This is a genomic window from Enterobacter cloacae complex sp. IR5403 (assembly GCF_049238705.1).
Lineage (GTDB): Bacteria > Pseudomonadota > Gammaproteobacteria > Enterobacterales > Enterobacteriaceae > Enterobacter > Enterobacter hormaechei_C.
On sequence record NZ_JBMKHP010000002.1, the window covers coordinates 307,969 to 327,114 of the forward strand.

A 19,146-nucleotide genomic window follows, 5' to 3' on the forward strand; every position below is an offset into this window, starting at 1 on the left:
ATCAATAAAAAAGAAGCTGAAATGTGCCGAATAAATGTCCAGTCCTTGCTGATTAAAATCAAGAAAGAGACTACTAAAGGCACTGATGACGATATTTTTGCTAACCCTGCGTCATTTATATTAAGACGTTATTGACCTGATGAATAGATATTATATGTCATTAAATTGATGGTGAAGTGTTAAGGTTTTGAGTATTACTTGCCGACAATCGATTTAAAACGTAAATCTCTTTAAAACCACTTCTCTTTCATTCTTTTGCCTGCTTATACTCGGTTCACTTTCTCCTGTCCGACGATCTGAATATGCACGCCAGCTGGACATATCGCCTGCGCTTTATCAAAAAACATCTGCTGATGTTTTTGCTGGCGTTTGGCTGGCTGTTGATCCAGAGTCAGGTGGCCGTCGCCTCCCATCAATGTTCAATGGATTTGCGCGGCGAGGTGGCCACCATCCAGCATATGGAGATGATGGCGCAACCGGGGCCGCATTATGCTGCCGGTGCTTCACCGCTGTGTGAAAAACATTGTGTGCCGGATCAGGTACAAAAAGATCCTGCCCAGCCGCATCTGGTGGCGCTGCCTGCCGCCATGACCCTGACCTTAACGACGCCAGAGTGCTCCTCTGCGAGCCACTCTGCGTGGTCCGTTACCCCTCCTGCTGTGGGGCCGCCGGCAACGATCCGCTATTGCCGGTTTCGGGAGTAAAAACCTGTTAATTCGTTGATTTTATTTACTTAACGTTTAACAGGAGTTTTATCATGCGTACCGTATTCCTTTCCGCGCTGGTTGGCGCGTCCGTCTCTTTCGCTTCTTATACCGTTCAGGCAAACCAGACCTGGCAGGGCCACGGCGTGGTTCAGTCGATCTCTGACAGCGCCGTCATGCTCCGGCACGAGGCCATACCGGAACTAAAATGGCCAGCAATGACCATGCCGTTTACTTTATCTTCGGGCGCCACGCTGAACGGCGCCAAACCGGGGGATGAAGTGACCTTCACGCTTGAGCGTGCGGGTGACGGTTTCCAGATTATCTCGCTGACGCCAGCACGCTAAGCGAGGTCACCATGAAACAACACACACTGAGCCTGTGGCTCGGTGGGGTGTTGTTCGGCCTGTTAACCTCCGTCGCGCAGGCGGAGCCGTGGACGCTCGAACACACCCTGACCGAAGCCCAGCGCTACTCGGCAGAACTCTCCGCCAGCCGTAACGAAGCGCAGGCGCTGGATGCGATGGCGGATTCCGCCACGCAATTACCTGACCCAAAACTGAAATTCGGCATCGAAAACGTGCCGGTACAGGGCAGCAACGATCGGCGGCTGACGCGCGAAGGGATGACCATGCAGAAGGTTGGCATCATGCAAAGCTACGTCAGCTCAGAGAAGCGGGAACGTAAAGCGCAGACCTTTCAGGCGCAGGCGCGAAGCGTGCTGGCTAAATCCGAAGCCGTCCGCGCCGCGCTTCAGCGTGATACCGCCCAGGCCTGGCTGGATCTGGCGCTGGCCCAGCAGGCGCTGAATACGGCCAGAACGCTGGTACGCGAAACGGAACGCCAGCGCGGCGTGCAGAAGGCGAGCGTCGGGGCGGGAAGCGCAACGCCGGACAGCGTACTGGCCCTGCAAATGATCCTCAGCGCCATGCGTGACAAAGAGACGCTGGCGCAGCGGGATGTGCAGCTGGCGCAAAGCCGTCTGCTGGAGCTTACGGGGCACGCGATTACGGAGGTTAGCGGTCCGCTGCCGCGCTATCAGCGTCTTCCTGCCGATGAAAAAACGTTGCAGGAGGGGATCGTCAGGCACCCGGAAGTGGAAGCCGCACGACGTGAAGCCGAGACCGCGAAAGCGCGTTCGGCGCAATCTGCCGTGGCGGCGATACCCGATGTGGATGTAGAGGTCTATTACGCCCACCGCGCCGAAGGTTATGACGATATGGCTGGCGTGATGTTCAGCGTGGATCTGCCTCTGTTCCAGTCAAAACGCCAGGACAAGGATTACGCCGCCGATGTTTCCCGCTCAATGCAGGCGGTGGATCAACTGACGCTGCTCAAACGCGAACACATTGCCCAGGTGCAAACGCTGGTGGCGCAGTATCAGGCTGCGCAAACGGTGTGGCAGCGTCAGCGGGACGAGGTACTGCCGTTGCAACGTCAACGGCTGGCGGTGCTGACGGCGCAATATCGCTCTGGACAGTCGGCGCTTCCGGCCCTGCTGGAGGCGCGTCGTGGCGTACTGGATACGGAACTGGCGGTGAACCAGGCGGAGCGCGAAATGGCGCGAACCTGGGCTGCCGTGAACTGGCTGATCCCGCAGGAGCTGGCGCAATGAAAAAAACAATGTTAATGGCGATTGCCATCGCGATAGCTGCCGCTGGCGGCTATTTTGTCGGAAAGAAGCAGACGCATCAGCCGGCTGCGGCTGCACAACCCTCTGAACGTAAGGTGCTTTACTGGTACGACCCTATGGTGCCCGGTCAGCGCTTCGATAAGCCGGGTAAATCCCCCTTTATGGATATGGATCTGGTCCCGCGCTACGCCGATGAAGCACAGGCGGCGTCAGGCGTGGCCATCAGCACTCAACAGCAGCAAAACCTGGGGATGAAAACCGCCAACGTTGAGATGCGCCAGCTGGTTTCGCCGTTCTCGGCCTTTGCCACGGTTGCAACGGATGAACGTAACGTCTCGGTGGTGTCAGCCCCGGCCAATGGCGTGGTGTCAAAATTGTTTGTTAATGCGCCGCAGCAGCAGGTGAAAGCCGGGGAGGCGCTGGCGCAACTGTGGATCCCGCAATGGACCACCGCCCAGCAGGAGTATCTCGCGGTTCGTCAGCTTGGCGATGCCGCATTGACCCGCGCCGCACGCGAGCGGCTGGCGTTGCAGTTTATGCCGGAAGAGGTCATTCGTTTGCTGGAGCGTAGCGGTAAGCCGCAGACCACGCTCACCCTGCGCGCTGACCGGGCGGGCTATGTGGTGAAGCTGGATGTGCGGGAAGGGGCGCAAATCACCGCAACGGCGCCGCTGTTTGAGATCGCCAGCCTCGATCCGGTCTGGCTGGTGGTCGATTACCCGCAAACGCAGGCGCAGTCTCTGGCAGTGGGCAGCAACGTGGTCGCAACGTCAGAAAGCTGGCCGGGGGAGCAATTCCACGGCACGGTCAGCGAGTTGCTGCCGCAGATGGAGGCGACCACGCGAACCCTGAAAGCCCGTATCGTGCTGGAAAATACCGCACATAAGCTGAAGCCAGGCATGTACCTCTCCGTCAGGCGTGCGGAAGAGCTGAAAGGCCCGCCGGTGCTGGCGGTGCCGGAAGAGGCGGTAATTAACAGCGGAGAGTCTGCGCGTCTGCTGCTGGCCACCGGGAACGGTTATTTCCGGCCTGTGACGGTAAAAACCGGCCTGACGGCGCAGGGCTGGACGGCGATCCTGTCCGGGGTCAAAGAGGGCGATAAGGTGGTGACGTCCGGGCAATTCCTCATTGATTCCGAAGCCAGCCTGCGTAGCGTGATGCCGGAGGTGACGCCATGATTGCCGCTGTGATTCGCGCCTCGTTGAGTAACCGCCTGCTGGTGATCCTGGCCGCGCTGATGATGGCAGGCTGGGGCTGGTGGGCGGTGCAGCGCGCGCCGCTGGACGCGTTGCCCGATCTGTCTGATGTGCAGGTCATTATCAAAGCGAGTTACCCCGGAAAAGCGCCGCAGGTGATTGAAGATCAGGTGACCTGGCCGCTGACAACCTCCATGTTGTCTGTGCCGGGCGCCAAAACCGTGCGTGGTTTTTCAATGTTTGGTGACGCTTATGTGTATGTGCTGTTTGAGGATGGCACCGATCTCTACTGGGCGCGATCCCGGGTACTGGAATATTTAAGCCAGGTACAGGCGCAGTTTCCGCCGGGCGTGAAGGTGTCGCTGGGGCCGGATGCGACGGGCGTGGGCTGGATCTACGAATATGCGCTGATCGACCGTAGTGGAAAACACAGTCTGGCAGATCTGCGGGCCCTTCAGGACTGGACGCTTAAGTTCGAGCTCAAGACAGTACCGAATGTATCTGAAGTGGCAAGTATTGGCGGAATGGTGCGTCAGTATCAGATCGTGGCGGACCCGGCGAAGATGCGCGCGCTGAATATTACCCACAGCCAGCTATCCGGCGCGGTGCAGGCCGCCAATAAAGAGAGCGGCGGCGCCCTGCTGGAGATGGGCGAAGCGGAGTATATGGTGCGGACAACGGGCTATTTGCGCTCGCTGGAGGATTTTCGCAATGTGGTGATCGCCACCCGCAATGGCGTGCCTGTCCTGCTGAAAGATGTCGCCACCCTTGGCATTGGCCCGGAGATCCGCCGGGGCGTGGCGGAGCTTAACGGTGAAGGGGAGGTCGCTGGCGGCGTGATCGTGATGCGCTACGGGCAGAATGCGCTGGAAACGCTTCGTGCGGTAAAAGCGAAACTGAGCGAGCTGCAAAAAACGCTGCCGCAGGGCGTCGAGATTATTCCGGTCTACGATCGCTCCACGCTGATTGAGGACTCGGTCAAAACGCTGACGCACAAGCTGCTCGAAGAGTTTGCCGTGGTGGTACTGGTGTGCGCGCTGTTCCTGTTCCACCTGCGCTCCGCGCTGGTGGCGATGGTCTCGCTGCCGCTGGGGATCCTCGGGGCATTTGTGGTGATGCACTATCAGGGCATTAACGCGAATATGATGTCGCTCGGCGGGATCGCCATTGCCATCGGGGCGATGGTGGATGCGGCAATTGTGATGATTGAAAATATGCACAAGGTGCTGGAGCAGTGGCGGCATGATAATCCGGGCAAGGAGCCCGCGCCGGGAGAGTACTGGCGTCTGGCGGAAAAGGCGGCGGTTGAAGTGGGACCAGCGCTGTTTTGCAGCCTGTTAATCATCACGCTGTCATTTATACCGGTTTTTTCGCTGGAAGCGCAGGAGGGACGAATGTTCTCGCCGCTGGCGTTCACCAAAACCTGGTCGATGGCCGTGGCCGCCGGGCTTGGGATCACCCTGGTGCCGGTGCTAATGGGCTTTTTCATTCGCGGGAAAATCCCGGATGAGAAGGCAAACCCGATCAACCGCCTCCTGATCCGCCTGTATGAGCCACTGCTGGACAAGGTGCTGACCTTCCCGAAAACGACCCTGGCGCTGGCATGTCTGCTGCTGATCGCCACACTGTGGCCGCTGAGCCGCCTGGGCAGCGAATTTATGCCGCCGCTGGATGAAGGGGATTTGCTCTATATGCCCTCCACGCTGCCGGGGATCTCTGCTCGCGAGGCATCGCGGCTGCTTCAGCAGACGGACCGCTTGATCAAAAGCGTCCCGGAGGTGGCGAGCGTGTTTGGCAAAGCCGGTCGGGCGGAGTCGGCAACCGATCCCGCGCCATTAACCATGCTGGAAACAACCATCCACTTTAAGCCCCGCGAGCAGTGGCGGCCAGGAATGACGCCGCAAAAGCTGGTGGAGGAGCTCGATAAAACCGTGTCGCTGCCGGGCATTGCCAATGTGTGGGTGCCGCCTGTCCGTAACCGCCTGGACATGCTGGCAACCGGGATCAAAAGCCCGGTCGGCATTAAGGTGCACGGCAATAATATTGCCGACATTGAGCGCGTGGCCCGGCAGATTGAGCAGGTGGTGAAGGACGTTCCTGGCGTTTCCTCTGCGCTGGCGGAGCGTCTGGAAGGCGGGCGCTACGTGGATATTCGTATCGACCGGCAAAAAGCCGCGCGCTACGGCGTTTCCGTCGATGAACTGCAAAGCCTGGTCTCCACGCTGGTCGGGGGCGATAACATTGGCGAGGTGATCCAGGGACGCGAGCGGTATCCCATTAACCTGCGTTATCCCCGCGATTTGCGTGATAACGTCGACACGTTGCGGGTGTTGCCGGTAGTGACCGCCAGCGGTAGCCAGGTGGCGCTGGGGGAATTGGCCGATATCGTCGTGACGGAAGGCCCACCGATGCTCAAAAGTGAAAACGCGCGCCTTTCCAGCTGGATTTACGTGGACTTGCGCGGGCGCGATCTGAAGTCCGCCGTGGATGAAATGCAAAAACGGGTGGAGGAGAAGGTGGTATTGCCGCAGGGTGTGTCTCTCTCCTGGTCCGGGCAGTTTGAATATCTGGAACGGGCGACCGCGACGCTCAAAATAGTTTTACCTGTCACGCTGATGATTATATTCGTCCTTTTATGGTTACCCTTCAGGCGGATATCAAATGTCCTGATAATAATGGGGACATTGCCTTTCGCGCTTATTGGGGGCGTGTGGTTACTGTGGCTGCTTGAATATAATTTGTCAGTGGCGGGGGCCGTTGGTTTTATCGCCCTTTCCGGGGTGGCGGCAGAATTCGGCGTAATTATGGTTCTTTATTTGAATCATGCGCTTGATAAATATCACAGGCTGGAGCCAGAAGGGGGAAATACGGTGCTGATGCGGGCAATCCACGAAGGAGCCGTGCTGCGCGTGCGTCCGAAGGTGATGACGGTCGCCACTATTATGGCGGGACTGCTGCCCATCATGTGGGGCAGTGGGAGTGGCTCAGAGGTGATGCAACGTATTGCCGCGCCGATGATTGGTGGTATGGTAACGGCACCGTTATTGTCGATGCTAGTTATTCCCGCACTCTACAAGTTGTTACACCAACGTTAAATATGTCAACTGCATGTGCTTATTCAGGCATGCAGTTTATGTTTCCTCAGATTATTCCCAGAAACGGGAGGGTAATTAGGAATAACACCCATGCTGTTAAGCGTTCATTCAAGTATTCTGTGTTAAAGTCTGCACCGAATACTAAATATGGTAATGGCACTGTGATTGTACGAATTAAATTTCCCCTGATTTTATTGTTTATTATTGGGCAGTTATCATTTGCGTCTGCTGTTAATGCAGAGAGCAATACAGCGGATAAAGGCTGGTTCACCACCTTCACGGATAACGTCGCGCAAACATGGAATGAACCTGAGCATTACGATCTCTACATTCCGGCCATTACGTGGCATGCACGTTTTGCCTACGATAAAGAAAAAACTGACCGTTATAACGAGCGTCCGTGGGGGGCCGGCTTCGGTCAGTCTCGCTGGGATGAAAAAGGTAACTGGCATGGCCTGTACCTGATGGCGTTTAAAGACTCCTACAATAAATGGGAGCCTATTGGCGGCTATGGCTGGGAAAAAACCTGGCGTCCGTTATCGGACGACAACTTCCGTCTGGGGCTGGGCTATACGGCAGGGTTTACGGCGCGTGATAACTGGAAATACATTCCTGTTCCGGTACTGCTGCCGCTTGCCTCCATCGGCTACGGTCCGGCGACGTTTCAGATGACCTACATACCGGGTACGTATAACAACGGTAACGTTTACTTTGCCTGGATGCGGTTTCAGTTTTAACTGAATTTTTCTGGTAAATCGGCCAAAAAACGCACAGACATTGAAATGTAAAGGATAAAAATCGGACAGCGAAAATTAACGCGACTTTTGTCACTTTTTATCAAAGATCCGCTGGACAAAACGCCTCACAATTGTTGTACTGATACCCGACACAGCATTTGTGTCGTTTTTTAATGTAAAGGTAATTTTGATGTCTAAGATTAAAGGTAACGTTAAGTGGTTTAATGAGTCCAAAGGATTCGGTTTCATTACTCCTGAAGATGGCAGCAAAGACGTGTTCGTACACTTCTCTGCAATCCAGTCTAATGGTTTCAAAACTCTGGCTGAAGGTCAGCGCGTAGAGTTCGAAATCACTAACGGTGCCAAAGGCCCTTCTGCTGCTAACGTAATCGCTCTGTAATTCAGACGCGTCAGCAAGAATTTCAAAACCCGCTCAATGAGCGGGTTTTTTTCGTTCTGAATCAACCAATAAGATAGATCTTCAGGAAGCTGGCGACGATCGCGACGCTTAGCAATACCATACCTGCGCCTAAGAGATTTTCTTTCATGCTATCACCCTCGTTCAATATTGAGCCAAGAGTGACAGAGAAAAATTAAGCCAACATTAAGGTTGCCGCGCTTAATGTCCGCTGGCGGAGGAAAATAACCAGAATGCGATCGCAGTCATCGCAAACGAGCCAAGCATGTTAACGGCAATGTTCGTCAGCGCCCAGCCCATCCGGCCTTCCTGAAACAGAAACACCACCTCCGCAGAGAAGGTAGAAAACGTTGTTAAGCCGCCGCAGAAACCGGTTGTAATCAGAACCTTCCACATAGGGTCGATGTTGGTCATACGATTAAACCAGGCCAGCCCCATCCCAATAATAAACGCCCCAATCAGGTTTGCCGCCAGTGTTCCCATCGGAATGGCCTGATGCAGGGGGTTAAACCGCATGCTTAAGAGCCACCGCGCAACGCTACCCGTGCCTCCACCAATAAAAACGGCTATAAGTAGTTGTAACACTGTCAATACCTGCTATTTGCTGTGTAAGTGCGTCGAGTGTAACGCTGTTTTTGACCGGGAGACAATTATGTATGTTGCAGTAGGGCAGTTCGCGGTGACGCCGGACTGGAATGAAAACGCGGAAAAATGCGTCTCCCTGATGCATCAGGCGAAGCAAAAGGGGGCGTCGTTGCTGGTACTTCCCGAGGCGTTACTGGCCCGTGATGATACCGATCCGGACCTGTCGGTAAAGTCTGCACAAACGCTGGAAGGGGCGTTTCTGAAACGACTGCTGGCCGAAAGCGTCGGCAGCGCGCTCACCACCATCTTGACGATCCATGTTCCGTCCTCGCCGGGGCGCGCGGTAAACACGCTGGTGGCGATACGTGAAGGTGCCATTATCGCGAGCTACGCCAAACTTCATCTGTATGATGCGTTCAGCGTTCAGGAGTCGCGCCTGGTCGATCCGGGGAGTGTAATTCCGCCGCTGATTGAGGTGGAGGGCTTTAAGGTTGGTCTGATGACCTGCTACGACATTCGTTTTCCCGAGCTGGCGCTAAACCTTGCATTGCAGGGGGCCGAGGTGCTGGTGCTGCCTGCCGCCTGGGTCAAAGGACCGCTTAAGGAGCATCACTGGGCGACGCTGCTGGCAGCACGCGCGCTGGATACCACCTGTTACGTGGTAGCCGCCGGTGAATGTGGTAACAAAAATATCGGGCAGAGCAGGGTTGTCGATCCGCTGGGGGTGACGGTTGTTGCGGCAGCGGAGACGCCTGCGTTATTGCTGACGGAGATAATTTCAGCCCGAATAGCGCTTGCGCGGCAGCAATTACCTGTTCTGCGCAATCGCAGGTTTGCGCCACCGCAATTAATGTGATGTTTTTTTCAACAATGCTTGATTCACCTTGTTACAGATTGCTATTGTGTGCACGCGCCAAATGACCGTTAATACGTTCAGGTTTTTTGGCGGAATGCAGCCTGTTTCATGTAAAGAAGGTATTTATGGGTGAGATTAGTATTACCAAACTGCTGGTGGTTGCCGCACTGGTCGTCCTGCTGTTCGGTACCAAGAAGTTACGCACGCTGGGTGGAGACCTGGGTGCTGCCATTAAGGGCTTTAAGAAAGCAATGAACGATGACGACGCGGCAGCGAAGAAAAGTGCCGAAGATGACATCACTGCACAGAAGCTTTCACACAAAGAGTAATGGCAATGCTGCAAGGCTTGCATAAAAAACCGGCTCACGAGGCCGGTTTTTTGTTTTACTGTAAATAAATTTTACAGCTTTATTTCACTTCTTCGCCCTTCGCCTGCATATCGGCGTGATAAGAGGAGCGAACAAACGGACCGCACGCGGCATGGGTAAAGCCCATTGCCATCGCTTCGGCTTTCATTTCATCGAACTCATCCGGGCTCACGTAACGCTGTACAGGCAGGTGGTGACGGCTAGGCTGGAGGTACTGGCCCAGCGTCAGCATGGTGACGCCGTGGCGGCGCAGATCGCGCATCACTTCAATGATCTCAGCGTTGGTTTCACCCAGGCCGACCATCAGGCCGGACTTGGTTGGAATATGCGGATGGGCTTCTTTAAAGCGCTCCAGCAGCTTCAGCGACCAGTTGTAGTCTGCACCGGGACGTACCTGACGGTAGATACGCGGTACGTTCTCCAGGTTGTGGTTGAACACGTCTGGTGGCGTCGCGGTCAGGATATCGAGCGCGCGATCCATACGGCCACGGAAGTCCGGCACCAGCGTCTCAATCTTAATGTGCGGGCTTTTTTCGCGGATGGCGGTAATACAGTCAGCGAAATGCTGAGCACCGCCATCGCGCAGATCGTCACGGTCAACGGAGGTGATAACAACATAACGCAGCGCCATATCAGCAATCGTCTGCGCCAGTTTTTGCGGTTCGTTAGCGTCAGGCGCAACAGGACGACCATGGGCAACGTCACAGAACGGACAGCGGCGGGTGCAGATGGCACCCAGAATCATAAATGTCGCGGTACCGTGATTGAAACATTCAGCAAGGTTAGGGCAGGAGGCCTCTTCACAGACAGAGTGAAGGCCATTTTTGCGCATCGCCGCTTTGATCCCCTGGATACGCGAAGAGTCGGCCGGAAGTTTGATTTTCATCCATTCCGGTTTTCTTAACAGCGCCTCGCGCTCTGTAGCCACGTTTTTAACCGGGATAAGGGCCATTTTATCGGCATCGCGGTATTTAACACCGCGTTCCATCACAATGGGTTTACTCATAGCGTGCGTGTTCCAGTTGCGAATATCGAAGGAAAGCGTTTCAATTCAAGGGAATGTTGTAATTATCAACTATTTTTGAACGAACGACAGGCAGTATATCATTTAAAGGGGCGATAAAGCAGCCTGCCAGGTCGCCAATTTGTAAAATAGTTGTTGTTTTGTGCCTTTTGCCCCGCATGCGGCAGGGGCTTGTGCTGAAAGGCGGGATCAGAACGCCTGGCGGATCACGTTAATGACGTTTTCCAGCACCGGATCGCGCAGGCTTAGCTTGTTGTAATGCAGTGAGATTTCAACAGATTCCGTCGTAAGTTGACTCAATGGAATACTCTCCAGCGGCCAGCACTTTTGAAGCAGAGTGAAGAGACGCACAGGCATAATACAGAGCAAATCGCTGCTGCCAATCAGGGCCGCGAGGGTAAACATATTGTAACTGCTGAAGCTGATCAGGCGGTCCGGGAACAGTTCGTCAATACGCTGGCGCAGCGGATCCGGACCCTGCCCCTCGGACATAAAGGTTGCATGTTCGTAATGACGCAAATTTTCAGGCGTCAAAGGTGCGCCCAATGCAGGATGATTCTGACGACACACGAGCGCCAGAGAGTCGGTATAGAGAACGTTATGCCCTAATGCCCTGGCTGCGAAGCTATTGCTGTCGATGATCAGGTCCGTCTGGAATTGTGCCAGCTGAGTTTCCGGATCGTTAACGGGCACGTTGCGGATCAGCAGCTGTGGCGCATGCTGTTTAACAGCCTGGTAAATAGCGGGCATGACCAGAACGCCCACAGAGGGAGAGGTGCCTATGGTGATGGTTCGTTGCTTATCGTAACTGCCGGTGAGATCCAGCGCGCCCAGAATCGATTCCAGACCCTGGCTGATGTACTCATGCAGATGGGTGGCGTACGCGGTGGGGGTTACGCCCTGGCCTTTACGAATAAATAAGGGATCGGGAAATATCGCGCGCAATTTTTGAATTGACTGGCTAATTGCAGAGGGCGTGAGATTAAGAATTTTCGCAGCATTAACGATCCCTTTGTGGACATATACCGCCTCAAAAATAGTCAATAAATTGAGATCAATATTACGTAAAGTCCGGAAAATTTGCGGCTTATCTTCGCCGCTGGTTTCATTCAGGCGTTTGGCTGGTAAATTAGTAGGCTCCACGCTCTTACTCCGTATCCATTCACAATATGAATGATAGTTGAATTTATTTATTATGCTTGCAGAGATTCGTAAAGTGTTTCGTAAGTTTCCCTTGTTTATCGAAAACAAGCAGTTGGGTGATTATCACGCACGTTACACGATACCCGGTGATGGTACTATTAAGGTTATAATTAATATGGGACGCTAATATATGGGCGACTCGAAAATATAGAATATGCGGTTTATTGTAAAGCGTAAATGCGGCAATTAAGCAGTGGCTGGTCAAATAACCGAGCCACTGCCGGAAGTGTGTTAAGCAGCAATATATTCGTAGTCAGGATTGTTAAGCAGCGCTAAAAACTTCTTCAGAAGCACGGGGCGGATATTCTCAGGGGTGGCGGTATCGACCCACTGGCGCATTTGCGTCATTTCCATACCGGCATACCCGCATGGGTTGATGCGCTGGAAAGGGGTCAGATCCATATTGATATTCAGCGCCAGCCCGTGGAACGAGCAGCCTTTACGGATACGCAGCCCCAGCGAACAGATTTTCATCTCTCCCACGTAGACACCCGGGGCATCGGCGCGAGGGTGAGCGTCAATACCGTACTCAGCGAGCGTGTTCACCACGGTCTGTTCCAGTAAGGTCACGAGCTCACGCACGCCCAGCTTTCTGCGTTTCAGGTTAAGCAGGACATACATGACCTGCTGGCCCGGGCCGTGGTAGGTTACCTGTCCACCGCGATCGCTCTGGATCACCGGGATATCACCCGTCATCAATAAATGTTCGGCTTTTCCTGCCTGGCCTTGAGTAAAGACCGGCAGGTGTTCAACCAGCCAGATTTCATCAGGGGTGGTGTCATCGCGCATATCGGTAAAGTCATGCATAGCCTGAGAGACTGGCTCGTAAGGCTGTAGCCCAAGATGGCGGACAAGAATTTTATCCTGGTACAAAAGGACGTCTCCGAAGACAAGGGAGAATAGGTAACGGGGAGTATATCACAGCGGGGAAGTGGGTTACCCGGCAAACCGGGTAACCGCTGAGGGACTACAGCACCATACGAACAATTTCGATATTGCCGAGCTCTTCGTACAGCGTCTCAACCTGCTCAATGTGTGTCGCAGTGATGGTGATTGAGACCGAGTGGTAGTTACCTTTGCTGCTCGGTTTGACTGATGGAGAGTAGTCGCCCGGCGCATGGCGCTGTACCACTTCAACCACCTGATCAACCAGCTCAGGTTTCGCCAGACCCATTACTTTGTAAGTAAAAGGGGTAGGGAATTCAAGCAGTTCGTTAAGTTTGGTTTTCATGTCAGCTCCGGCGTGTGTGTAAAAAATAATAACTCCCGCCACGGGGCGGGAGTTTTACTGATACGTAGTATATGGGGATCAAAATCACACTTTCAAGTGTTCAATTTTTAACCAAACCAGTGATGGAACATCAGCTTAATGTAATCAATGATTTTGCCGAAGAAATTGCCTTCAGGAATTTCCTCCAGCACCACCAGCGGGCGCTGATCGATGGTTTTGCCATCCAGCTGGAAGTTGATAGTACCCACGACCTGATTCTTTTGCAGCGGGGCGTGCAGCTCGGTGGTATTCAGCACGTAGCTGGCTTTCAGATCTTTCATACGACCACGTGGGATCGTCAGATAGAGATCTTTGTCCACGCCCAGGGAAGCGCGGTCGTTATCGCCAAACCAGACAGGTTCAGAGGCAAATTCTTTACCGGCTTTCAGCGGGTTCACGGTTTCGAAGAAGCGGAAGCCCCAGGTCAGCAGTTTTTTGCTTTCCGTTTCGCGACCTTTAAACGTACGTCCCCCCATCACGGCAGAGATCAGACGCATCTGGCCTTCAGTGGCGGAGGCCACCAGGTTATAGCCGGCTTTGTCGGTGTGGCCGGTTTTGATACCGTCGACGTTCAGGCTGTTGTCCCACAGCAGGCCGTTACGGTTGGTCTGACGAATGCCGTTGAAGGTGAACTCTTTCTCTTTGTAGATAGAGTACTCGTTTGGCACATCGCGGATCAGCGCCTGGCCGATCAGCGCCATATCACGCGCGGAGCTGTACTGACCCTCGGCGTCCAGGCCGTGAACGGTCTGGAAGTGGCTGTTTTTCAGGCCCAGGGCGGAGACGTAGCTGTTCATCAGGCCCACAAACGCGTCCTGGCTGCCTGCGGCAAAATCGGCCATGGCCACGCAGGCGTCGTTACCGGACTGCAAGTTGATGCCACGGATAAGCTGAGAGACCGGAACCTGCATGCCAGGCTTCAGGAACATCAGCGATGAACCTTTGAACACCGGGTTGCCGGTTGCCCACGCATCGTTACCGATGGTCACCAGGTCGGTTTCTTTGAATTTGCCTGCTTTCATGGCCTGACCGATAACATAGCTGGTCATCATTTTGGTCAGGCTGGCCGGATCGCGGCGGGCATCGGCGTTCTGTTCTGCCAGAACTTTGCCGGAGTTGTAATCAATCAGGATGTAGGATTCCGCGTCGATCTGCGGAACGCCAGGGATCATGGTCTTGATGTTCAGGTCGTCCGCGTGAGCTGCGGAGAACGCAGCAGCGCAAAGGGCCGTGGTCAGCGCCATGCGCTGCACAAAACGAGCAGAAAAAGTGGTCTTCATGGTCAGAACTACGACATCCGTGATGGAATTAAAAAAAGTGCCTTACTATAGCAAATGCTATACGGGCAGGCATCCGACTTTCATCATGAGAGTGTTAACGTGCTTTACACAAACTGACATTTCGGATACCACCGATTAATTATTTTGCAACAGCGATAAACGACTGGAGCTGCGCCTCGCTCTGCAAACGCTGTTGCAGGGATGCTGCCTGCGATTTGCTGGCAAACGGACCCATCTGGATACGCCATACCGCACCGTTTTGCTCAACGCGGCCTGGCACGCCAAACTGCTTGCTTAAACGCTGCTGATATTGTTCTGCACGGGTCCGATCGCTGACGGCGCCAACCTGAACCACGTAGCTGCCGCTCGCCGTCGCAGGCGCCGCAGTCTGCGTAGCAGCAGGCGCGGTTACCGGGGCGGGTTGTGTAGCGGGTGCAGCAACGACGGGCGCAGGCGCTGGGGCAGGTTCATTTGATTCAATCACGCCCGGCGCTAACGTGGTGGGTGCGCCAAGGAAACCACTGCTTTTCACCGGGGCGCCTGTCGCGTCTTCACTTTGCAGCGTATCGTTGCTGATAGCACGCACTTCACCCTGCGGCTGTGTGGGCTCTGCCGGCGTTGAAGCGCCCCCCATACCACCGCTCAGATCCGGACGCGCAGGCAGGGCATAGGTCTGTTTCGCGACCGTGGTACAGGCCGTGCCCGGGCCAGACAGCGAACCATCCTGCGCCACGATAATCGGGTCGATACGCACTTTAGTATTGTTTGAGGTGTTCAGACGGTCGGCCGCCGCGCGGGACAGGGAGATCACGCGATCGCTGCCGTAAGGACCGCGATCGTTGATACGCACCACGATCATTCGGCCATTCGCCAGGTTAGTGATGCGTGCATAGCTCGGGACAGGCAACGTCGGGTGTGCCGCCGTGATCTGCATCGGATCGAAGGTTTCACCCGACGCGGTCAGATTGCTGCCGGGCTCAGCGTCATAGATGGCAGCAAAGCCAGCCTGGCTGAAACGGGAAGGGTCCTGAACGATTTTATAGCTTTTACCGTCGCGCTGATAATCCTGATTCACGCTGGCGTTCAGCGGTTCATAAACGGGATCGGCACCGCTAATCTCAACAATCGGGCCATTACAGACCGCAGGCTGCGGCGGCGCGACGGTTGCCTGTTGCTGACCATCATCACTTGTACAGGCGGCAAGTAAACTTGCTGCGATGCAGATCCCCAGCCACTGCTTACGCATTGCGATCCCCTTATTTTTATACGCTTTTGGACAACATTTTCCTGTGGGTATGGATCGACATGACGATACCAAACCCGGCCATCAACACGATCAGTGCCGAGCCCCCGTAACTCACCAGCGGCAGCGGTACGCCAACAACCGGCAGGATCCCACTCACCATACCAATATTTACGAAGACATAAACGAACAAAATCAACATTAATCCGCCTGCCATCACGCGACCAAAGGTGGTTTGCGCGCGCGCGGCAATCCACAAACCTCGCATGATCAGCAGCACGTAGAGTGCAAGCAGCACCAGGATGCCTACCAGCCCCAACTCCTCAGCCAGAACGGCAAAGATAAAGTCGGTGTGGCGTTCCGGTAAAAATTCGAGCTGCGACTGCGTACCGTGCAGCCAGCCTTTACCACGCAGGCCGCCGGAGCCAATCGCAATCTTCGACTGAATAATATGATAGCCTGCGCCCAGCGGATCGGTCTCGGGATCGAGCAGCATCATAACGCGCTGACGCTGGTAATCATGCATCAGGAAGAACCAGAGGATAGGGATAAACGCGGCAACCAGCACCACGGCGATACCGATCAAACGCCAGCTCAGGCCGGACAGGAACAGGACGAACAGGCCGGAGAGGGCGATAAGAATTGAAGTACCGAGGTCCGGCTGTGCGGCCACGAGCAGCGTCGGCAGGAAAATCAGCACCAGCGCAATGGCGGTATTTTTCAACGACGGCGGGCAGACGTCGCGGTTAATAAAGCGCGCCACCATCAGCGGGACGGCGATTTTGGCGATTTCCGACGGCTGGAAGCGAACAATCCCCAGATCCAGCCAGCGTTGCGCCCCTTTCGAGATGGCGCCGAAAGCATCTACTGCCACCAACAAAATGATACAGAAAATATAGAGATAGGGCGCCCAGCCCTCGTACACGCGCGGCGGTATTTGCGCCATCACCACCATAATGACCAGACCCATGGCGATCTGGCCGATTTTACGCTCCATCATGCCGATATCCTGGCCGCTGGCGCTCCAGATAACGAGGGCGCTATAGACCAGCAGAGCCAGCAGGATCAGCAGCATGGCTGGATCGATGTGGATCTTGTCCCACAGCGATTTTTTATTCGGATTATCCGTCATGATTATTGGTCCTCCGCCGCAGCGGCTGCCGGGTTTTCAGCTGGCAGTTCGGTGTTGTTGTCACCCAGCATGATGTGGTCGAGGATTTGACGCATGATGGTACCCACCGCCGGGCCTGCGCCGCCGTTCTCCAGAATCATCGCCACCGCAACCTGCGGGTTATCATAAGGGGCAAACGCCGTCATGAGCTTGTGGTCACGCAGACGTTCGGCAATTTTATGTGCGTTATAGGTTTCATTCGCTTTCAGACCGAAGACCTGAGCCGTACCTGATTTCGCGGCTACCTTATACGGTGCGCCAGCGAAATATTTGTGCGCCGTCCCGTTAGGGCGGTTGGCTACACCGTACATGCCGTCTTTCGCGATTTCCCAGTACCCGGAATGAATGTCACCCACCGGCGGCTCGTGCGGCTGTATCCACGGCACTTTTTTGCCGTCTTCAACGGTGCTTTGCAGCAGGTGCGGCACTTTCACGACGCCATCGTTAATGAGGATCATCATCGCCTTGTTCATTTGCAGCGGCGTTGCCGTCCAGTAGCCCTGGCCGATCCCCACCGGAATGGTGTCACCCTGATACCAGGGTTTTTTAAAGCGCTTCAGCTTCCATTCGCGGGTTGGCATGTTGCCGGAACGCTCTTCCGCCAAATCTATACCGGTGTAATGCCCGTAGCCGAATTTGCTCATCCATTCAGACAGACGGTCAATACCCATGTCGTAGGCGACCTGATAGAAGAAGGTATCCGCCGACTCCTCCAGTGATTTGGTCACGTTCAGATGGCCGTGGCCCCATTTTTTCCAGTCGCGGTAGCGTTTCTCAGAGCCAGGCAACTGCCACCAGCCGGGGTCAAACAGACTGGTATTACGGGTGATGACGCCCGCACTCAGCGCAGACACGGCGACATACGGTTTAACCGTTGAAGCTGGAGGATAAACCCCCTGCGTTGCGCGGTTTACCAGCGGCGTGTTTGGATCGTTGAGCAGGCCGGAGTAATCCTTGCTGGAGATGCCATCCACGAAGAGGTTCGGATCGTAGCTTGGCATGGAAACCATCGCCAGAATGCCGCCGGTACGCGGGTCGGTCACGATAACCGCCGCACGGCTACCCGCCAGCAGCGTCTCGATATACTGCTGTAGCTTCAGGTCGAGCGTCAGATAGACGTCATGTCCCGCCTGCGGGGGAACCTCTTTCAGCTGACGGATCACGCGGCCACGGTTGTTAACTTCAACCTCTTCATAACCGGTCTGACCGTGCAGCACATCTTCGTAATAACGTTCGATCCCCAGCTTGCCAATATCATGGGTTGCGGCGTAGTTAGCCAGCTTGCCGTCTTTATCAAGGCGTTCGACGTCTTTATCGTTGATTTTGGAGACGTAACCGATGACGTGCGTCAGCGCGGAGCCGTAAGGATAGTAGCGGCGTTTATAGCCTTTGACTTCCACACCGGGGAAACGGTACTGGTTAACGGCAAAACGGGCGACCTGCACTTCTGTCAGGTTGGTTTTTACCGGAATGGAGGTGAATCGGTGAGAACGTGCGCGCTCTTTTTTGAACGCAGCGATATCGTCATCAGTCAGGTCGACAACGCTTCTCAGCGCGTTCAGCGTATCCTGCACGTTATCCACTTTCTCGGGCATCATCTCTATCTGGTAGATGGTGCGATTAAGCGCCAGCGGCGTGCCGTTACGATCGTAGATAATGCCGCGGCTGGGCGCGATGGGCACCAGCTTGATACGGTTTTCGTTTGAGCGGGTCTGGTAATCGGTATAGCGGACAATTTGCAGATTATAGAGGTTGGCGATCAGCACGCCGGTAAGCAGCAAAATCCCCGTAAAGGCGACCAGCGCCCGGCGCACAAACAGCGCGGACTCAGCCGTATAGTCGCGAAAAGAATTCTGTAGTTTCATCCGCTGCTTAAATTACCCTGGTCAGTCATTACTCGCGGTGATAAGGGTGGTTGGTAGTGATGCTCCATGCGCGATACAAACTTTCTGCCACGAGAACCCGTACAAGCGGGTGGGGCAGCGTCAGCGCCGAGAGTGACCAACTTTGTTCTGCTGCCGCTTTGCAGGCGGGAGATAACCCCTCTGGTCCGCCAATCAACAGACTGACGTCCCGACCATCCTGCTTCCAGCGCTCCAGTTCGTGCGCCAGCTGCGGCGTATCCCAGGGTTTGCCCGGGATATCGAGGGTCACGATGCGGTTTTTGCCTGCGGCAGCCAGCATCAGCTCTCCCTCTTTATCGAGAATACGTTTGATATCTGCGTTCTTGCCGCGCTTTCCTGCTGGGATCTCCACCAGTTCGAACGGCATATCTTTTGGGAAACGACGCAGATACTCAGTAAAACCGGTTTGTACCCAGTCCGGCATTTTGGTGCCGACGGCGACCAGTTGCAACTTCACGC

At 54.9% G+C, this 19,146-nt stretch carries 19 protein-coding genes; 9 read left to right on the forward strand and 10 right to left on the reverse strand.

Annotation, left to right across the window (positions count from 1 at the left end; all coding sequences use genetic code 11):
* The first annotated feature begins 302 nt into the window (after positions 1-302).
* The 7 genes from ACOTW6_RS04415 to cspE all read left to right on the forward strand — a co-directional run bounded on the left by ACOTW6_RS04415 (position 303) and on the right by cspE (position 7,765).
* Positions 303-704, forward strand: a complete 402-nt coding sequence (locus ACOTW6_RS04415; protein WP_032620077.1) for a hypothetical protein — start codon at positions 303-305, stop codon at positions 702-704.
* A 53-nt stretch (positions 705-757) separates the two neighbouring features.
* Complete coding sequence (locus tag ACOTW6_RS04420; RefSeq protein ID WP_062932209.1) at positions 758-1,051, forward strand: copper-binding protein; 294 nt, start codon at positions 758-760, stop codon at positions 1,049-1,051.
* An 11-nt stretch (positions 1,052-1,062) separates the two neighbouring features.
* A complete protein-coding gene (locus ACOTW6_RS04425) occupies positions 1,063-2,319 on the forward strand; it encodes a TolC family protein (RefSeq protein ID WP_062932208.1) in 1,257 nt (418 codons plus the stop codon).
* A complete protein-coding gene (locus ACOTW6_RS04430; RefSeq protein WP_062932207.1) occupies positions 2,316-3,515 on the forward strand; it encodes an efflux RND transporter periplasmic adaptor subunit in 1,200 nt (399 codons plus the stop codon). The genes ACOTW6_RS04425 and ACOTW6_RS04430 overlap by 4 nt, the downstream gene beginning before the upstream one ends.
* Complete coding sequence (locus ACOTW6_RS04435) at positions 3,512-6,628, forward strand: efflux RND transporter permease subunit (RefSeq protein ID WP_213788914.1); 3,117 nt, start codon at positions 3,512-3,514, stop codon at positions 6,626-6,628. Before ACOTW6_RS04430 ends, ACOTW6_RS04435 begins: the two co-directional genes overlap by 4 nt.
* Positions 6,629-6,789: 161 nt before the next feature.
* Positions 6,790-7,365 (forward strand): lipid IV(A) palmitoyltransferase PagP, encoded by a 576-nt coding sequence (gene pagP / locus ACOTW6_RS04440; RefSeq protein WP_032647688.1) that lies wholly within the window; start codon positions 6,790-6,792, stop codon positions 7,363-7,365.
* Between the two features lie 190 nt (positions 7,366-7,555).
* Complete coding sequence (gene cspE, locus ACOTW6_RS04445; RefSeq protein ID WP_002439184.1) at positions 7,556-7,765, forward strand: transcription antiterminator/RNA stability regulator CspE; 210 nt, start codon at positions 7,556-7,558, stop codon at positions 7,763-7,765.
* Between the two features lie 219 nt (positions 7,766-7,984).
* On the opposite strand, the gene crcB is transcribed toward cspE, so the two are convergent.
* A complete protein-coding gene (crcB, locus tag ACOTW6_RS04450) occupies positions 7,985-8,368 on the reverse strand; it encodes a fluoride efflux transporter CrcB (RefSeq protein ID WP_017382474.1) in 384 nt (127 codons plus the stop codon).
* A gap of 67 nt (positions 8,369-8,435) precedes the next feature.
* On the opposite strand from crcB, the gene ACOTW6_RS04455 reads away from it, so the two are divergent.
* Positions 8,436-9,224, forward strand: a complete 789-nt coding sequence (locus tag ACOTW6_RS04455; protein ID WP_213788913.1) for a deaminated glutathione amidase — start codon at positions 8,436-8,438, stop codon at positions 9,222-9,224.
* Between the two features lie 125 nt (positions 9,225-9,349).
* Complete coding sequence (tatE, locus tag ACOTW6_RS04460; RefSeq protein WP_003858723.1) at positions 9,350-9,553, forward strand: twin-arginine translocase subunit TatE; 204 nt, start codon at positions 9,350-9,352, stop codon at positions 9,551-9,553.
* A 79-nt stretch (positions 9,554-9,632) separates the two neighbouring features.
* On the opposite strand, the gene lipA is transcribed toward tatE, so the two are convergent.
* The 9 genes from lipA to rlmH all read right to left on the reverse strand — a co-directional run bounded on the left by lipA (position 9,633) and on the right by rlmH (position 19,144).
* Complete coding sequence (gene lipA, locus ACOTW6_RS04465; protein WP_213788912.1) at positions 9,633-10,598, reverse strand: lipoyl synthase; 966 nt, start codon at positions 10,596-10,598, stop codon at positions 9,633-9,635.
* 207 nt (positions 10,599-10,805) lie between these two features.
* Positions 10,806-11,759, reverse strand: coding sequence for a YbeF family transcriptional regulator (locus ACOTW6_RS04470; RefSeq protein ID WP_063133821.1), 954 nt, complete (start codon positions 11,757-11,759; stop codon positions 10,806-10,808).
* Between the two features lie 291 nt (positions 11,760-12,050).
* Positions 12,051-12,692: a lipoyl(octanoyl) transferase LipB gene (gene lipB, locus ACOTW6_RS04475; protein WP_017382471.1), complete on the reverse strand. Its 642-nt coding sequence runs from the start codon at positions 12,690-12,692 to the stop codon at positions 12,051-12,053.
* A gap of 94 nt (positions 12,693-12,786) precedes the next feature.
* A complete protein-coding gene (gene ybeD, locus ACOTW6_RS04480; protein ID WP_003858718.1) occupies positions 12,787-13,050 on the reverse strand; it encodes a DUF493 family protein YbeD in 264 nt (87 codons plus the stop codon).
* Between the two features lie 107 nt (positions 13,051-13,157).
* Entirely contained in the window at positions 13,158-14,369 is a 1,212-nt protein-coding gene (gene dacA / locus ACOTW6_RS04485; RefSeq protein WP_003858714.1) for a D-alanyl-D-alanine carboxypeptidase DacA, read from the reverse strand.
* Positions 14,370-14,508: 139 nt separating this feature from the next.
* Positions 14,509-15,615 carry an endolytic peptidoglycan transglycosylase RlpA gene (gene rlpA / locus ACOTW6_RS04490; RefSeq protein ID WP_213788911.1) on the reverse strand — a complete coding sequence of 369 codons (1,107 nt, stop codon included), beginning with the start codon at positions 15,613-15,615 and terminating at the stop codon, positions 14,509-14,511.
* A 16-nt stretch (positions 15,616-15,631) separates the two neighbouring features.
* Positions 15,632-16,744 carry a peptidoglycan glycosyltransferase MrdB gene (mrdB, locus tag ACOTW6_RS04495; RefSeq protein WP_015571139.1) on the reverse strand — a complete coding sequence of 371 codons (1,113 nt, stop codon included), beginning with the start codon at positions 16,742-16,744 and terminating at the stop codon, positions 15,632-15,634.
* 2 nt (positions 16,745-16,746) lie between these two features.
* Positions 16,747-18,648, reverse strand: coding sequence for a peptidoglycan DD-transpeptidase MrdA (gene mrdA / locus ACOTW6_RS04500; protein WP_015571138.1), 1,902 nt, complete (start codon positions 18,646-18,648; stop codon positions 16,747-16,749).
* Positions 18,649-18,676: 28 nt separating this feature from the next.
* On the reverse strand, positions 18,677-19,144 hold the full coding sequence (gene rlmH, locus ACOTW6_RS04505) for a 23S rRNA (pseudouridine(1915)-N(3))-methyltransferase RlmH (RefSeq protein WP_003858701.1): 468 nt from the start codon (positions 19,142-19,144) through the stop codon (positions 18,677-18,679).
* Positions 19,145-19,146: the final 2 nt, after the last annotated feature.

Excerpts from the sequence above, each read along its gene's own strand:
- mrdA (WP_015571138.1), bottom strand. The coding sequence starts at position 18,648 with ATGAAACTACAGAATTCTTTTCGCGACTATACGGCTGAGTCCGCGCTG.
- ACOTW6_RS04435 (WP_213788914.1), top strand. The coding sequence starts at position 3,512 with ATGATTGCCGCTGTGATTCGCGCCTCGTTGAGTAACCGCCTGCTGGTG.
- lipA (WP_213788912.1), bottom strand. The coding sequence starts at position 10,598 with ATGAGTAAACCCATTGTGATGGAACGCGGTGTTAAATACCGCGATGCC.
- ybeD (WP_003858718.1), bottom strand. The coding sequence starts at position 13,050 with ATGAAAACCAAACTTAACGAACTGCTTGAATTCCCTACCCCTTTTACT.
- ACOTW6_RS04420 (WP_062932209.1), top strand. The coding sequence starts at position 758 with ATGCGTACCGTATTCCTTTCCGCGCTGGTTGGCGCGTCCGTCTCTTTC.
- ACOTW6_RS04455 (WP_213788913.1), top strand. The coding sequence starts at position 8,436 with ATGTATGTTGCAGTAGGGCAGTTCGCGGTGACGCCGGACTGGAATGAA.
- ACOTW6_RS04430 (WP_062932207.1), top strand. The coding sequence starts at position 2,316 with ATGAAAAAAACAATGTTAATGGCGATTGCCATCGCGATAGCTGCCGCT.
- rlpA (WP_213788911.1), bottom strand. The coding sequence starts at position 15,615 with ATGCGTAAGCAGTGGCTGGGGATCTGCATCGCAGCAAGTTTACTTGCC.
- tatE (WP_003858723.1), top strand. The coding sequence starts at position 9,350 with ATGGGTGAGATTAGTATTACCAAACTGCTGGTGGTTGCCGCACTGGTC.
- cspE (WP_002439184.1), top strand. The coding sequence starts at position 7,556 with ATGTCTAAGATTAAAGGTAACGTTAAGTGGTTTAATGAGTCCAAAGGA.
- ACOTW6_RS04425 (WP_062932208.1), top strand. The coding sequence starts at position 1,063 with ATGAAACAACACACACTGAGCCTGTGGCTCGGTGGGGTGTTGTTCGGC.
- dacA (WP_003858714.1), bottom strand. The coding sequence starts at position 14,369 with ATGAAGACCACTTTTTCTGCTCGTTTTGTGCAGCGCATGGCGCTGACC.
- ACOTW6_RS04415 (WP_032620077.1), top strand. The coding sequence starts at position 303 with ATGCACGCCAGCTGGACATATCGCCTGCGCTTTATCAAAAAACATCTG.
- mrdB (WP_015571139.1), bottom strand. The coding sequence starts at position 16,744 with ATGACGGATAATCCGAATAAAAAATCGCTGTGGGACAAGATCCACATC.